Genomic DNA, 17073 nt, shown 5'->3' with positions numbered 1-17073 from the left:
CTCCTCACCGGTTGGCCGAGAAAGTAAAGGCGCGCTGCAGTGCGTACATCACCCGGTCGAGCATGAAACCGATCAGGCCGATGGTGATCACCGCGACCATGATCCGGGCGAGCGACTGGGAAGAGCCGTTCTGGAACTCATCCCAGATGAATTTCCCCAGGCCCGGGTTTTGGGCCAGCATCTCCGCCGCGATCAACACCATCCAGCCCACGCCGAGCGAAAGACGCAGCCCGGTAAAGATCAACGGCAGCGCCGAGGGCATCACCACTTTCGTGATGGTCTTGCGCGTGGGCAGTTGAAGAACACGCCCGACATTCATCAGGTCTTTGTCGACCGACAAAACACCCAATGCCGTATTGACCAGTGTCGGCCAGAGCGAGCAGAGCGTGACCGTCACCGCCGAAATCAGCATGGATTTTGGCAACAGCCCGGTGGGGTTCACGTAGAGCGCGGAGACCACCATGGTCACGATCGGCAACCAGGCCAGCGGTGAGACCGGTTTGAAAATCTGGATCAGGGGATTGATGGCGCCGTTGAAAGTCTTCGATAACCCCGAAGCGATCCCGATGGGAACGGCAATGATCGTGGCAATCAAGAACCCCAGTCCGACTGTGAACAGGGACGTCAGAATCTGATCCAGGTATGTCGGCTTGCCGGTGTAGTTTCGATGCTTGACCTTCTCTGCCTTCCCCGCAGCTACCAGCTTTGCATTGCGGACATCCTGGCGCTCGTAAAAGGCTGCCGCCTTTTCACGCTCGCGCAGATGATCCTCCCAGAGGTTCTCGGCTTGCTCCCAGACCTGCGCAGGCCCCGGAATGGCGCCCAGAGAGGTCTGCACCTGCGGCGCTAGACTACTCCAGGCCAGCAGAAAGAGCGCGATACCCAGGAGTGGAATGACCAGAACACGGGTCAGTTCACCGACCTGTTCGCGCGGATTGTCGCCGGCGATCATCTTCAGGATCGGCGTCAGCCAGGAAAAACCCAGCGCATCCAGCCAGACACTGGCCCGATTGATGGCGGAAAAGAACCGCTCGCGGGTCGCAGAGCTTTGCCGGGCGTCGATGGCATCGGTCGCATTGGCCATGAAGGTCGTCCTTACGTCATTCTGTTTTCTGGTTCAGCAGGCCGGCGTGAAACCGGCCTGCTGTTGACTCGCTCGCGGGCTTTCGTCAGCCGCCGACAAGCTTGTTCCCGGCCACCACCTGCTTGGACTTCAAGCCGATCGAAAGAGAGTCGATATAGGCGTTAGGCTTGGTTCCGTCGTAGGGAATGCCGTCGATGATGTCGGCGGCAGGGGTCGGTGCGCGGTAGCCATCGCTCTCCCACGGGAAGTCGGTTTCGCTCACGTAACCCTCGTCGACCAGCATGCGCGCGGCCTTCAGGTAGATGTCCGGCAGATAAACGGACTTCGCCGTCTCGTCATACCAGGCATCGTCCTTGTGTTCTGCGATCTGACCCCAGCGGCGCATCTGCGTGAGATACCAGATGGCATCGGAGTAGTAGGGATAGGTCGCGTAGTAACGGAAGAACACGTTGAAGTCCGGTACCGCGCGCTTGTCGCCCTTTTCGTACTCGAAGGTTCCGGTCATGGAGTTGGCGATGACTTCCGCATCGGCGCCCACATACTCCGACCGCGCCAGAATCTCGACCGCTTCTGCGCGGTTGGCATTGTCGTTTTCGTCGAGCCACTGCGCCGCGCGGATCAGAGCCTTGGTCAAGGCAAGCGTGGTGTTGGGATTCGTTTCGGTAAAGGTTTTGGTGAGGCCGAAAACCTTCTCGGGATTGTTTTTCCAGATCTGGTAATCGGTGATGACCGGAACCCCGATCCCTTTGAACACCGCCTGCTGATTCCAGGGCTCGCCCACGCAGTAACCGTGGATCGTTCCGGCTTCCAGAGTGGAAGGCATCTGCGGCGGCGGCGTCACGGACAAAAGGGCTTCGGCCATGATCTGTCCGGACACATCCGTTGTCGAATAGAACCCGGGATGAATGTCCCCGGCAGCCAGCCAGTACCGCAGCTCGTAGTTATGAGTGGAGACCGGAAAGACCATGCCCATGTTGAAGGACTTACCCTCCGATTTGAACTGCTCGACAACCGGTTTCAGGGCATCCGCCTTGATAGGATGCACCGGCTTGCCGTCTTCATGGGGAATGTGTTCCTTCATCATCGCCCAGACTTCGTTGGAGACGGTGATGCCGTTGCCGTTCAAGTCCATGGAGAAAGGCGTCACGATATGCGCCTTGGTCCCAAAGCCGATCGTCGCGGCCAGCGGCTGACCAGCCAGCATATGCGCACCATCGAGTTCGCCGGTGATCACCCGGTCCAGAAGAACCTTCCAGTTGGCCTGCGGTTCCAGGGTGACAAACAGACCTTCGTCCTCGAAGAAGCCTTTTTCATACGCAATCGCCAGGGGCGCCATATCGGTCAGCTTGATAAAGCCGAGTTTGAGTTCATCCTTTTCGACGTCGAGCATTTCGGCCATGGCGGGCAAGGCTGTCGCCGCAGCGGTAAAGGCGGTCAAGCCCGCCGTTAAAAGCGCTCTTAGTTTTCTGGTCTTTGGAAGCATCTCATCTCCTGTCTGGCCCACTTTCACGGTCGGCCGAGCAATCCCGTTAGAAACAAAAAAAACCGCCAAACCAGTCGGCGCATCCCGGGAGGAGTGGGAATACGAGACCAGTTCGGCGGCTTTGCCTGATGCGCCCGTCGTTGGACGCGAAATCTATGTTCCTTCGTGGGGAACTGGAGTTACCTCAGCAGGATCCGTGCCAACTTGAAACTTTTAAGATCTTTCGTTTGAATTCAGATGCTTGAAGCAAAGCGCGTGTACCATGACCGGAGAAATATCACCTTCGCATCTGCACAAGAGGAAGTCGCTCTGATCATTTTTTGTGCACTGCGGCAAAAATAAACACGGCAGACGTTGCGTCACACCTGTTGCTCCTTCACATAGGCTTCGACCTGCTCCGGATCGAAAATCCTGTCATCGAAGAAGCCGTCGGGCCCCAGGATCAGGCTGCCCTCGGACGACCCGACATGGGTGGGTGTCTGCAGCGCGCCCTCGACTTTTGAATTGGCCGCGGGAACCGCCGCGCCCAGGGGGGAAACCGCGGCACGATAGAGGTCCGGGCGATAGACTTGTGCCGCACCTTGAGCGTCCTCGAGGTTCCAGGTCGCATGCCCCCAACGCACCATCTGGCTGTAAAACCAAAGCGCGTGGCTCTGCCAGGGAAAGGTGGCGGCTTTGTCGAAGGGAACAAAAAAGTCCTGAACCTTCGCAACATCACCGCCCCGGTGTCGCAGCCTGCCCTGTAAGGCCGGCAGGAGGAGCTTTTGATCCAGACCAACATATTCAGGGCGCGCCAGGAGAGCCGCGAGTTCTTCGTGATGATCCGCATGACCGCACCATTCGGCGGAACGATAGAGGGCGCGCAGGATAGCCGCCAATAGATCCGGCTCCTCAACTTCGAGGCTTGAAGAGACGGCGAGGACCTTTTCGGGACTCGAACGCCAGATCGCCGACTTGGTCGTCGCAATGACACCGGCACCCAACGATACCGCAAGACTGTTCCAGGGCTCACCGACACAAAACCCGTCGATTTGACCGGATTTAAGCGCGTCAGCCATGAGCGGAGGCGGAACGATGACAATCTGCACATCCTGCTCCGGATCGATGCCGCCCGCTGCGAGCCAGTAACGCAGATCGTAGTTGTGTGCCGAAAAGGGGTGCACCACGGCAAAACTCAACGGCGGTCGATGTCCCGATTTGCGGTCCCTGACAACCTGCGCCAAACGCTCCACGCTTACCGCGGCATGAAGGCCCGAAAGGCCCCCATGACCAGCCATTGCCTCGGCGAGATCCACGGAAATCGTCACCGCGTTGCCGCCCAGACCGAGAGCCATGGGTGCGATGACATCAAGCTGCAGGGGTGTCAGACCCAAGCGCGCGGCAATCGGCATGGGGCCCAGCATATGCGCGATTTGAAAGTGCCCGACCGCCATGCGGTCCCGGATGTTCGCCCAGGAGTTTTCGCGGATCAGCGTCAGGTTGATTGCCTCGTCCTCGGCAAAAGCCTTTTCCCGTGCCGCGACCAGAATGGCGGAGTCCAGGAGGGGCAGGAAACCAGCGCGGATCTCGTGCAAATGGGGTGCGGGCACAGACTAATCCTCCGGATCGAGCAGGCTGGAGGCGGTCACCAGGCTTTGCGCAATTTCGGATAGGCGCCGATTCTGGTTCATGGCGGTCTTACGCAGCAAGGCGTAGGCTTCCTGTTCATCAATGGACTTCGTTCGCATAAGAATTCCCTTTGCCCGCTCGATCACCTTGCGTTCCGCAAGCTCGCTGCGCGCCGCATCCAATTCGCTTTCCATCCGTGAAAAGGCATTAAAGCGGCTGATCGCCATATCGAGGATCGGTTTGACCCGCTCCTGCCGCAGGCCATCGACAACATAGGCCGAGACACCCGCCTCGACCGCAGCCTCGATGGAGGCCTGATCGGAGCGGTCGACGAACATTGCGATCGGCCTTTTGACCACGCGCGAGAGCTGAAACATGTTCTCCAGCATGTCCCGGTTCGGATTTTCAAGGTCGATCACGATCACATCGGGCTCAAGATCTCTAATCCGCAGCGCGACCGCCTGCACATCACTTACCAGCGTCACCTGATCGTGGCCGGCATCGCGCAAACCCGCTTCGATGATGGAAGCCCGTATCCGATTTTCATCGATGACAAGAACTGAGAGCTGCGCGTTGGACATCGAATTATTGTGCGCATGCGAAAAAATTGTGCAACGCAAAAAAATATGCGCGATTCGGCGAAACTGCGGTCCGGGCCTGCAGTCAGCAGCGGATGTCCGGGGCGTGCGCTTGATCCTACCGAGACAAATTCTGAGGCAAATCAATCGAGGGAGATGGTGCAGAGCCGGTCAGGGCCGGTCAGGACCATCAAGGAATAGGAGTCCTCAACCTGGCCTCGTTCCAGCCACGCGAATGATCCAGTCAATCTTCCCGCCAGGCCTTATCCATACTCTCTTTGATCGGCTTGATCAGATAGTTCATCGGTGTGCGGTCACCCGTGATAATCAAAACGTCCGCGGGCATGCCCGGCTGCAGGGTTTTGTCATCAAGGCGCGCAACCTCCTCCTCCGGGATCGCAATGCGGGCGGCAAAGTATGGCGCCTTCGTATCCGGATCGGTCAGGCTGTCTGCCGAAACATAGATCACGTCGCCGTGGAGCTTGGGCGTGGTTCTTTGCGAGAAGGCCGTAAACTGAACGTCTGCTCCCAGACCGATCTGGATGTTGTCGACATCGATCGGCAGGACCTTTGCCTCCACGATCAGGAGATCATTCTCCGGCACGATTTCCAGCAGAGTCTCGCCAGGCTGCAGCACGCCGCCGACTGTATGAACCGCCAGACCGACAACCAGTCCTTTTGCCGTCGCGGTAATCTGAGTCTGCTCCAGCGAATAGTTGGTCGCGTTCAGGCGCTCCTCCAGATCGAAAAGCTCACTCTCTTTTTGCTGGAGTTCCGTGACGACCTCTTCGTTAAAGGTTTTCTGAACCTGAACGATCTCAAGTTGCGCTTCGCCGATCAGGCGCCTGGACTGGGCAATTGCGGCCAGATGTTCGCCCCGCTCGCCGCCCAGGCTGGCCGCTTCACGCTCCAGCGACAGAATGCGGGTCCGGGTCGTGAAGCCTTTTTTGTAGAGCTCGCGCAGCCCCGAAAGCTCTTCCTCGATCAGCTTGAGCTGACGGTCCTTGGAACTGACCTGCGCATTGAGACCCTGGATCTCTTCCTCGAGCTGCCCGATCCGTTCCCGGACGATTGCGGTCTGTCCGTTCAAAGCCGCCCGGCGAACCGAAAAGAGCTTTTCCTGCGCCGAAATGATCTCGCTGACGCTCGTCCCCTCCAGGCGCTCGGCCAGGCCTTCTGGATAGTCGATGTTCTCGAGACCGTCGCGTTCCGCGCGCAATCTGGCAACCACGGCCAGGGAAGTGTCGTAATTGCTCTGCATGATCGAATGCGAAGCCGCGGCGCGGGTGCGGTCCAGCGTCACAAGAATGTCGCCGACTTCGACCCGGTCGCCGTTCTTGACCGCGAGTTCCGTGACGACGCCGCCTTCGAGCGTCTGAACCTTCTTGCGGTTCGAATAGACCTTGACTGTCCCCTGCGCCACCACGGCGCTCGAGAGGTTGGCAAGGGCGGACCAGGCGCCAAAGCCGCCCAGCGCGCCGAAAACGACAATGAAACCGACGATAATCGACGGCCAGGGATTGGTTGGGGCGGTCATATCCGCGTTGTTTGAACCCTGCGCCATGAGTTACCCCTGTGCTCCTACAGCGACGGCCTGGCCGGGCTTCGGACTATTGTTGGCCACCGAGCGCGTGACCTTGGGCAGCACCTCTTCCTTTGGCCCGAAGTGCTCGATCATACCATCCTTGAGCACCAACAGCTTTTCGACCACGGAGAGCACTGAGGGCCGGTGGGCAATGACGATGGAGGTTGCCCCCCGCTCCTTCAAACCGATCAAGGCCCGCCGCAAGGCCTCTTCGCCCTCCGCATCCAGATTTGAATTGGGCTCGTCCAGAACCACCAGGCTGGGTTCACCATAGAGCGCACGCGCTAGACCAATGCGTTGCCGTTGTCCGCCGGAAAGTACCCGGCCACCGGGGCCGATATTGGTGTCGTAACCCTTTTCCAGCTGCAGGATCAGTTCGTGAACACCGGCTTTTTTAGCCGCCTCGATCACGGCCTGAGGCTCGCCATCGTCGAAACGGGAGATGTTTTCCGCCACGGATCCCTCGAAAAGCTCCACATCCTGCGGCAGGTATCCCAGGTGCGGGCCGAGTTCAAGGTGGTTCCACTTGGCGATATCCGCGCCGTCCAGGCGCACCTGCCCGCTGGTTGGTTTCCAGACCCCGACCAAAAGCCGCGAGAGCGTCGATTTACCCGCGGCGCTTGGCCCGATAATGCCAACGCATTCTCCGGGAGCGACGGAAAAGGACAGGCCTTTGATTACGGGAACCGTGCCGCCGGGCGCCGGTGCAACAACGCGTTCGACCGACACCGCGCCGAGAGGTTTCGGCAGTGAGGACTGGGTTTCAGCGGTCTCGGTGGCGGCAAAAAATTCGGCCAGCCGGCGGTGTGCCGCGCGCGCGAGAACGAAGTTCCGCCAGGAGTTGATCGCGCCCTGAACCGGTGCCAGCGCCCGGCCCATAATGATGGAACTGGCGATCATGCCACCGGCCGTGATTTCGAGATTGAGCACCAGAACCGCGCCAGCCCCCAGCATCGCGACCTGGAGCAGCGGCCGGATGAACTTGGCGCAGGCGGTGAGTAAGCCGGAGCGGTCACTCGCCCGTGCCTGGGAGGCCTGGCCACTTGCATAGCGCTGATACCATCGCCGCTGCAGCCCCTGGAGCATGCCGAGGGCTTCGATCACTTCGCGGTTACGGATCGCATTATCGGCGAAAGACATCGCCGCGCCACTGTTCTGGGACGCCTTGACCAGCAGGTTGCGGGTAAAAACCTCGCTGGCAATCGCCAAGCCGAACAGCAGGACAGCACCGGTGAGAGAAATGAGCCCCAGAATGGGATGCAGAGCAAAGATCAAAACCAGAAAGATCGGCGCCCAGGGCGCGTCGAAAAAGGTGATAAGGCCGGGGCCGGTCAGAAAACTGCGGACAGTCTCCATGTCCCTGAGCGGCTGTGTCGAGTTGTTTTGTTCTTCGAGGGGAGTCTTGAAGATCCCGCTGAAAAGCGACTCGGTCAGGCGCTGTTCAAGCCCGCCGTTCAGACGTACCAGAATCCGGCTGCGCAGAAATTCAAGGATCGCACTCACCAGGATCAGGCCGACCGCCGCAACCGACAGATACACCAGCGTCGGGACGCTGCCCGAGGTCAGGACCCGATCATAGATCTGCAGCATATAGAGCGGACCGACGAGCATCAGGAGATTGATAAAAAGACTGAAAAAACCCGCAGCGGCAAAAATCGACCGCGATTCGGAAAGCGCCGCCTTTAATGCCGTGCGATCGGATGAACCCAACATTGCCTGCTTTTTTGCTGAAGTTGAAAAGGCGGAAGGAGGCGGACACTTCCGCCTCCTTCCGAGTCATACTGCAGTTTGGTTACGCTCAGATGACAATGTCGCCTTCCGAGAGGTCATCCTTCTTGATGTCCTCCAGAACGAGAACGTCGCCAGAGGCTTCGTCAAGCGTAATGATCAGCGCGTCACCGGCCTCGACTGCGTTTTCGACGGCCGTTTCGACCAACGCAGCGTCAAAGCCGTCGAGCGTGATGCTGTCGATACCCGGTTCGAAGTCCCGGATCACATCCCGGCCATCACCGGCGTTGAAGACGAAGAGATCTTCGTCGGCACCGCCCAGCAGCAGGTCGTTTCCGCGCCCGCCTTCAAGAACGTCGGCGCCTTCACCGCCCTGGAGAATATCGTTGCCGTCACCGCCGAGGAGTTCGTCCTCACCGTCACCGCCCTTGAGGATGTCGTTACCGTTGCCACCGTCGAGTTCATCGTCACCATCGCCGCCGTAGAGCCGGTCGTCGTCATTCTGGCCATAAAGCCGGTCATCGCCGTCACCGCCTTTCAGACGGTCGTCTCCGTTGCTGCCTGTGATGATATCGTCACCGCCGTGGCCGCGTAGATTGTCGTCGCCCCACAAGCCAAAGAGGGCATCCGGCAAGTTCGTGCCATCGGTTTCCATATTGGAGTCAGAGTCGATTTCGCTCTCGATGACACTGCCGGGCTCGCCGTCTTCTCCGGTCTCGCCGTCCGGGTCCGTTCCGTCTTCGATGCCTTCAAGCACCGTGTCGTCGCGAACGGCCAGATTCTGGACCCGGGTATCTTCTTCCGGTGCCGTTTCTTCATCGCCGAACGCAGTTTCGGAGAAATTGTCCAGAAGATACTCGGCAAGAGCATCCTGCTCGGTTCCAGCCGCCGCGAAGTTGGCATCGCCCTCTTCGAGACCGGCATCGGCCAGATCGACCCGGTTCGCGAAGGTCGGATCGGCATTGACGAAATCCTGGAAGGGATAGTTGTCGCCGCCATCGACAAGGAAGCTCAGGGTCACGACCCGGACGTTTCGGCCCGCATCCACGACCTCGCCGTTTTCGACCAGCGCTTCCGTCGGATTTCCATCCTCGTCTGTCAGGGCCGCCGAGACGATACGTCCGCCTGCGGGCTGGCTGGGATCGAAGCTGAAAGCGATACCGCCGAACTGACCGAACTGACCCGGAGTCGCCCCCTCTGCCGTCGCTGCCACGGCATGTTCAAGCACCTGGAGCAACTGTTCGGACGTCAGGGTCAGAGCCGTCAGACCGTTGTTGAAGCGCAGAGAGTTGGCGATATCGAGCTGGGAGATCTCACCCGCTTCCTTGCCTGCGTCCGGGTTGGCCTGCGGTGGCAGGAAGTTGCCTTCCGAGTCGACCTCACCGATCGGTGCCCGGATACCGCCGCCGTTCTTGATCGAGACCTCGACCGTGTCGTCGAAGGCCTTGGCGGCGGCAAGGTTGGCATCGGCGGTCAGATTGCCGAAGTTCGTCTCTTCGGTTCTGACCTCCGTCCGACGGCCGTCCAGGAAGACGTCGCTCTTACCGAAGATGTTGCCGTCCTGCTCTTCAACGACGCCCGAGACCACATCGACCAGGTCCTTGACCAGATCACCCTTGCTGCCCTCGGCAAAGGCATCCTGGTCACCGTAGAGGGCCTCGACCTGCTCGTCGGTGGTGGCAAAGACCCCGGAGACATCCTCATCCGTCGCGTCACCATCTTCGTCGAGGATCAGCACGCCGTCCTCGTCGAAGTCGACAACCAGGCGTCCGACGTAGGAGTACTCGCCTGCCGTTGAGACCACGACAACCGGATCGCCGTCTGCGTTGGTTGTCGTGAAGGGATAGTCTCCCGCAGCCGTGTCACCGTCCTGGAGACCGCGTTCGATATCCTCTTCATCCGCCAGCAGAGTGTCCGAGCCACCGGCGATGATGACGTCGATCCCCCGCAGAAGCGTTGCCAGTTCCTGCTCCAGGGAAATCTGCTGAAGGTGGCTGACCAGGATAATCTTGTTGATCCCGTCCGCGACCATCTGATCGATGATTGGCTGAAGGACCTCCGCCAGGGCCGGCATGTTGTTTTCCTTCGGACCGATCACTTCCGTGCCGCTCGGCGAGGAAAGCGATTCCAGGACCTGGGTCGTTGCCCCGATCACACCGATCTTCTCGCCGCCTTCCTCGATGATGGTGGCGGGAGCAATCTTCGGAATACTGCCGTTACCGGCCGCAGACTGTTCCGGACCCGACTTGAAGGCGTCGCTGACCAGGATCTGATCGGTGAAGAGATTGCCCAGATCAGCATCTCCGGAAAAGTCGAGGTTTGCGGAAAGATACGGGAACTGGGCACCGACCCAACGGTCGTCCCCAAGACCGTCACCCCGGAAGTCCTCTTCGATGATGTTCTCGAAGGCGTCGGACCCCAGATCGAATTCATGGTTACCGATTGCGGAAGCGTCAAATCCGATCACATTCATGATCGAAACATCCACCCGTCCGCCGCCCTCGCGCAGTCCGGCATAGACATCGTTGCCGGTCAGCCCGAAGAGCTCGTTGTAGACATCGTTGAAGATACCGTCATCCCGGAAGGAGCGATCACTCGCCGCGTTCAGGAACGGACCCGGCAGATAGTTATCACCGGCGGAAAGCGTGATGCTGTTCTCGTGCGTATCCTCGAGCAAGTCGGCAATCGCCGCGAAATTCGGCGCCGACTCGATGGCGTCGACACCGCCCTCGAGATCCGACGCATGCAGGATCTGCAGGGTGAAGGCAGGCTCTTTCGGAGGCACGTCGATTTCATAAAGGGCAGTCGTACCGCTCTCTTCGTGCGCTACTGCCAGCATCGGCTTGCCGTTCGGGCTGTCCTCGGCGGAGATGAAGACCAGGCCCTCTGGCGAGATATCTGTTGCCGTGCCGTCTTCGTTGGCCGTGTTGATGTACTGCACGAACTCGGGGTTCTTCGGATCCGAGACCTTGTAGACCATGACACCGCCGGCCCGCTCCAGGCCGATGAAGGCAAAGGTCTCACCCTCGATCTCGCCGATGGCGATTCCTTCGGGCTCTGGCCCTTTGTTGTCGGAGCGACTATCGAAGCTGTCGGCTTCACCCTGGGAGTTAAAGAGATCAGGCCGCTGTTCCGCGATGATCCGTTCGAAATCGTCGCCGGAGTCAAAGACCAGATTGCCCCGGTCATCCCAGATCGAGAAGGATCGGCCGCCGAAGACGAAGATCTGATCGATGTCGCCATCGCCGTCTGTATCCCCATCGATGGCGGACACTTCCAGACGTCCCAGAACCTCGTCCTGCTGCAGTTCGGCTGCGTTCGGGAAGGCCTCGGGATCGAGCACCAGGTCTTTCAGGCGTACATCCTCGTCCCGGGCATCACCTTCATTGGCAGTCACGAAGTAGGTTTTGCCGTCGGTTTCGTAGGCTGCAATGCCGTCAGGCTGGTACATGCCGAAGATCGGATAGTTCTGCAGGTTGATCCCGCCGTCCCGATCACTGGCATCCAGACGGTTGCTGTCGCTGAAGTCGATCAGGCCGAGTATGACCGGCAGTGTCTCCGGTGTGATACCGACTTCGCCCGTCTCGGTGTTCAGATCACCGGTCAGCGAGAAGTCGTTGTCGTTGATGACCGCAAGACGGCCATCGGGCAGCAGGGTCAGGCCTTCGGGCTTATCCCCAGCGTTGTAGCCGATCGAAGGCAGGTTCAGGACCTTCATTTTGTCCACCGGATCGATGCCCAGATCGATCAGTTCATCAACCGAGAGACTCTCGAGTGTCCGGCCCTCGGGAAGTTCCGGCGCATCGTCGGCCAGCAGATTGGTGGCGTTGCTCAGGTCGATCTCGAAGATCGGCTTCTTGGCGTTCTCTTCAGTCGAGGAGTCCCGCTCGATCACGAAGATCTTGCCGTCTTCGGCGTAAACCGCATCGCCGATCTTGTCGACGTTCTCGGATCCGGTGTCAAAAGCCGGGTCTTCGAGAACATAGACGTGTTCGGCAACCGGCTCACCGGTGGCCACATCGATCCCCAGAATACGGATGATGCTGGAGGCATCGCTGGTCGCCCGGTCAGGGTTGGCCAGCGGGGTCTGGATAAAGGCGTAGAGAACACCGCCCTCTTCATCCAGGGCCATGGCCTCGAAGCCGCGGTTGGGGCGCCGGCTTAGATATTCTTCGGGCAGAGTCTCCAGGCCAAAGGTATCGGCCGGCACGCCGCCGAAGGCTTCCGCCGTGCCCTCCGGAATGAAGCGGTTCAGCAGGATGCCCTCGGAGTTGAACTTGTAGATCGCGGGACGGTACTCGTCGACCATCCAGAAATTACCTTCGGAGTCCGCAACCACGCCTTCCAGATCGGCGCCGAAGGGGTCGTAGGGCAGTGGATCGCCGTTGGCGTCCACCGGCTCTTCATCCAGGCCTTCGGCGTTCGGCAGGCCGCTGATCGGCTGCTCCTGTCCGAACTTGTCGAAACGACGCAGCATGATCGTGTCGGTGAATTCAGCTTCACCGGTCTCCGGATCGACCTCGATCTTGTGGACGCGGGCCTGATAGTCAGGCAGTGCGAAGGGGCGCTCGTTGCCGCCGTCGCCATCGACGTCCTGGCTGTCCGGGTTCGGGCCCCGGTCGGGCACGGTGTAGAAGACCAGCTTCCCGTCGTCGGTCGTCCCGGCGTAGTCGAGACCGGAGAGACCACCCAACTTGATCTCCTGCCCGGCTTCGGTAACACCAAGGGTCGGCAAGGAGTCGGTCAGATCGATGTTGGTCAGCACCGGCTGGCCCTTCGAGTGGTCCTTGTAACCGAGCGGAATGATATCCTTGACCACACCCGCTTCCAGATCCAGCAGGGCCAGCGCATTGGCTTCCTGCAGGGTGACCATTGCGATCTTGCCATTTGGGGAGACCGCGATGTTTTCCGGCTCCAGAGCCTGCGCGACGGTGGCGCCGTCGGGGATGCGGATCCCTTTGGCTTTAAACTCTTCCTCGCGGCCGTTGAAGATCGTGAAGTCGAGTTCCTGGACCTTCTCGTCCAGCCCGACAAAACCGCCGGAAAGATCGATGATGCTGACTGAACCGTCCGGATCGGAATCGTCGAGCGGCTCGCCTTCGTTGGCCACCAAGAGCTTGCTGCCGTCCGGGGTGAAGGTAATGGCGTCCGGAAGGTTGCCGACCTCGACACTGCCCAGGAAGAAGCCTGCATTGGTGAAGAAGAAGACCTGACCATCGTTTTCCGGCGTGTCGGAAGGTGCGGCCACGGCGATTACACCCTGGCTTGCGGCCACCGAGGTAATATCATCGACGGCAACGCCATCCGGAAGATCCAGGGTTGCGATCTTCTCAGGTTCGCTCGGGTCGGAGATATCCAGCACGTCGACCGAGTCATCGCTGCCGTTGGTGACGAAGAGGCGTTGAGAGGCCGGATCATGGGCCAGGATTTCGGCGCCGTCGCCCTCGAAACCGCCGATTTTTTCCAGGACGATTTCGTTGGTCGGCTGTGGGGCGGGTGGAATGTCGACAACCGGCTCAAGGGTCAGGCGGGCGATGATCGGCTCGTGGTCGCTGGCCGCGCCGTTGACAACGTCAGGGTTGCTGCTGCCTGTATCGCCGAAATCGCTGTTTACATGCACGATGTCGAATTCGGTCTTGTCGGTCAGGCTCTCGGTCACCAGGAGATGGTCGAGGACCTGGGAGTTACCCTCGAAGTTGAAGGTATAGCGTCCGTCTAGCGGATCGATCGTGTTGATCTGGTCAAAGAGTTCCTGTGTGTCGTCGTTGCCGGATTCCATGATCGCCTGCGGCTCGGCGAATTCGAAGTCGTTGTGGTCGCCCAGCACAACGATCTTGGCGTCGGCATCTTCAGCGAGCTCACCTGATACGAACTCGTTAATCGCCAGGGACTGCGCCTTGCGCTCTTCCAGGCCTGCATCGATGAAGGGCTGCGTGTCGCCGTAAACAGGCGTCGAGCCGAACTTCGACGAAAGATGGTTGTTGATGGTCGTGACCGTGTGACCGTTGAACTCCCACTGGGCAAGCAGCGGAATGCGCGATCCGTTGAAGGCGTCCGGATCGGAAACACCGGCTTCGGTGAGGACTGCCGGGGTCAGGGCCGTCAGCGAATCTTCGACCAGCGACGTCCGCTCGGGATTGTAGAGATAGGCGTTGCGGATGTTGCCGCCCGGCTGACCGCCCTGCTGGTTTTCGAACTCCGGATCGACATCGACGAACTCGTACTGCGGCCCGCCCGCTGCCACGATGGCGTCGACCAGCAGCTGGAGCGTTACGTCGGCAGAGAAATCCCCACCGGTGTTGGTGCCGTTGTTGTCCTGGATTTCCTGCAGCGCGATGACGTCGGGACTCTTCAGGTTGTTGACGATCTGCTGAGCCAGGCGGTCGAACTGTCCATTACCCACATCGTCGCTGCCGTCGGTCGCGTCGGGATCGAGGTTCAGGACGTTGTAGCTGGCGATGGTCAGCTGGTCGTCGGTCGCCACCAGCCCGGTCTCTTCGCGCTCCAGACCGCCGGGCGTGACCGTAAACTCTTCGGTCGGCTTCAGTTCGAAGTTGCCGAAGCTGTAATCGACCACACCGGTGACGTCGCCCAGGTCGTCGCCCACGTTCACAGCAGGCGAGAAGTCGGGCAGAATGCCGCTGTCGAGCTGGATCTGCATCTTCTCGGGATTGTTGTCCCCTTCGGTCAGCTGAATGCCGCCCCGGTCATTGATACCGGTCGCATTGTCGCCCTGGTTGGCCACGGCCCAGGCTTCACCGAAGCGGTTGGTCGCCGAAGTTGCCTGTGCGTCCGGGATGGTGACCCGCATGCCTTCCAGGCTCTCATAAAAATCGATGCCGTCGGTTTCCGGATCAAAGGAACCGAAGGCGTCGTCCTCGACAACTTCCGTTGGCGGCAGGCGGCCACCTTCGCCCAGCACCACCGCATCGGGCAGATCAAGGTTATCGACTTCGACGGAGACCTCAGCCGCAACGATCTGTGTGACGGTCAGATCATTGGGCCGGTTGTTGCCTTGAAATTCGATAACGGAACCGGTGACCAGAACGCCGTCACCGATCGAAACTTCGGCAGGGTTTCCGGCAACGAAGATCGCATCAGAGGTCGCGATGTCGCCGTCGCCGATCAGGTCCTGAATGTAGAATCCACCACTGTCGATGGCGGTGACCACACCGGATGTCTTGACGAATTCGCCCTCGACCGACGAGCGGTGACCCGCACCCTGAATCTCGAAGATGGACATAAAAGCGGCATCACCGCCGCCTTGATCGAGCTCGGTGGTGTTTTCGGCGCCCGGCGTATTGACTGCCTCGCCCTCCACGAGCGATCCGGGAAAGCCGTCGATCCCGGCGAGATCGAAGTCGTTGCGCACCCAGTCTGCAGTCGTGTCCGTGTCAGTGCCGTCGGGAATGCGTGATGCCCCGCCCGGCGTGAACTGTCCGCCGTCAAAGCCCGCCGTCAGGACAGTGTCTGAATAACTCAAGTCCCCCGCGCCGCCATCGTTGACCGCGACCGAATCGACGAGATTGCTCCAGGGTGCGTTGTCGATGACACCGTCGCCCGAGGCATCGATATCATCGCCGACGGCGCCGGTGAAATTCTCGACCAGAAGGAGCGTCGAAGATCCATTTTGGAAGAGGCCGTTGACGAAACCCGTCGTGGCGTAGCCTTCATCGTTGGTCGTCCCGAGCTGTGTCGCACTCACGATCGAACCGGTTGTGGCGTTCGAATCACCCTCGATTTGCAGGATCCAGAAACTTGAAAGGTCGGCGAGTGGATCGCCCAAAACTTCGACAAACTCGTTGGTGTCGCTTCCAGTATGATTGAAAACAAATTCATTGATGACCGGTGGCATAGTGAGTCCCCTTAGAGATTAATCGTCGCGGGGCACGCATTGCACGCCCCCACTGCAAACGCCGCTTGCTGCGCCGCAAACAGGGTTAATGATTCCTTTGCAAGACCATCTCTAGAGCAGCCATGTGACAGAGAGTTTTCGGAAAGATTTTGGTTATGTGACGCAATTTGAAGGGAGGCAAAGAGGAACCAGCCTATGAGTTCCAAGTCTGATTCTTGACCGATGCAGGATGAATCCGGCGCTCCCGGACACTGCGTAATTCTGCCGCACAAACTGAACCGTAGTCACCGCGCAGCGATCCCCATGCGCCCATGGGCAGAGATGAATGACGGCTTCGTCACGATGTGTCCTGGTGCTTCTTCCCAAAGGTGCTGCCGTGACAAAACTGCGCGGGATTTGACCTTTTCCGGATTCGCAGCGTACTTCTGTTCGTAAGCTACAGAATTCTGAGGAGAAATTTCCAATGGCCAAGAAACCTGTGAAGAAAGCCACAGCAAAAAAAGCTGCCCCGAAAAAAGCTGCTCCCAAGACTGCCCAAGCCGCAAAGAAACCAGCGGCACGCCGTTACAAGGCAACACCTGAGGGCACCAGCGACCGTCAGCATCTGATCGAAGTTATTCAAGGCGGCACCGGTTGTTCAGCCGCGGCGGCCAGAGAGACCCTGGGAGATCTCATCGGAACGATCACGACGTCACTGAAAAAGAACCAGAAGGTTCAACTGGTTGGGTTCGGCAGCTTCTCCGTCGCGAAACGGGCGGCGCGTAAAGGCATCAATCCGAGAACAGGTGACGCCATCAAGATCAAGGCTTCGAAGTCGGTCCGCTTTAAGGCAGGACAGACCTTGAAGGGCGCCGTGTGATAGCGGCCATCGCTGTCGTCTAACGAGATCTCGAGGGTGACAGCAAACACCGCCTCGGACTAAGACCTGCCTGACGTCTTGCGCCACGTGTTATGTAAGCGTGACTTGTGTCTTGGAGCAGCTCCAAGTGAAATGGGCTCGCTCACAACGACCCCGCGTCTCGGTGAGTCTGCTCTAACGATGTGAGCCAAACACTGTCCCTGTCGGCCGATTGAACTGCCACGGCCATTTGGATTGCCGTGACGTGCTGACGTTGTACGACGGCGGCGTAACAAAACCGGGGGACCATCTCA

8 protein-coding genes are annotated in these 17073 nt (G+C 59.5%); 1 reads left to right on the top strand and 7 read right to left on the bottom strand.

Annotated elements, in window-relative coordinates; all coding sequences use genetic code 11:
- Positions 1–4 precede the first annotated feature (4 nt).
- The 7 genes from FKG95_RS24255 to FKG95_RS24225 all read right to left on the bottom strand — a co-directional run bounded on the left by FKG95_RS24255 (position 5) and on the right by FKG95_RS24225 (position 15921).
- Positions 5–1084, bottom strand: coding sequence for an ABC transporter permease (locus FKG95_RS24255; RefSeq protein WP_142899028.1), 1080 nt, complete (start codon positions 1082–1084; stop codon positions 5–7).
- Between the two features lie 85 nt (positions 1085–1169).
- The gene (locus FKG95_RS24250; protein WP_142899027.1) at positions 1170–2567 is read right to left on the bottom strand and encodes a CmpA/NrtA family ABC transporter substrate-binding protein; all 1398 of its coding nucleotides are present in this window, start codon (positions 2565–2567) and stop codon (positions 1170–1172) included.
- Between the two features lie 359 nt (positions 2568–2926).
- A complete protein-coding gene (locus FKG95_RS24245) occupies positions 2927–4156 on the bottom strand; it encodes a CmpA/NrtA family ABC transporter substrate-binding protein (protein ID WP_142899026.1) in 1230 nt (409 codons plus the stop codon).
- A 3-nt stretch (positions 4157–4159) separates the two neighbouring features.
- On the bottom strand, positions 4160–4756 hold the full coding sequence (locus tag FKG95_RS24240) for an ANTAR domain-containing response regulator (RefSeq protein WP_142899025.1): 597 nt from the start codon (positions 4754–4756) through the stop codon (positions 4160–4162).
- Positions 4757–4997: 241 nt separating this feature from the next.
- A complete protein-coding gene (locus tag FKG95_RS24235) occupies positions 4998–6317 on the bottom strand; it encodes an HlyD family type I secretion periplasmic adaptor subunit (protein WP_142899024.1) in 1320 nt (439 codons plus the stop codon).
- Between the two features lie 3 nt (positions 6318–6320).
- Entirely contained in the window at positions 6321–8051 is a 1731-nt protein-coding gene (locus tag FKG95_RS24230) for a type I secretion system permease/ATPase (RefSeq protein ID WP_142899023.1), read from the bottom strand.
- An 85-nt stretch (positions 8052–8136) separates the two neighbouring features.
- A complete protein-coding gene (locus FKG95_RS24225; RefSeq protein ID WP_218940352.1) occupies positions 8137–15921 on the bottom strand; it encodes a choice-of-anchor I family protein in 7785 nt (2594 codons plus the stop codon).
- Positions 15922–16384: 463 nt separating this feature from the next.
- Between FKG95_RS24225 and FKG95_RS24220 the strand changes: the two genes are divergently transcribed.
- Positions 16385–16780, top strand: a complete 396-nt coding sequence (locus FKG95_RS24220) for an HU family DNA-binding protein (protein WP_142899022.1) — start codon at positions 16385–16387, stop codon at positions 16778–16780.
- Positions 16781–17073 lie beyond the last annotated feature (293 nt).

Origin of the sequence: Denitrobaculum tricleocarpae (genome assembly GCF_007004665.1) — a bacterium.
Classification (GTDB): Bacteria; Pseudomonadota; Alphaproteobacteria; order Kiloniellales; family Kiloniellaceae; genus Denitrobaculum; species Denitrobaculum tricleocarpae.
Note: the sequence above shows the minus strand (reverse complement) of the source record. Positions and strands in the feature narration are given on the sequence as shown.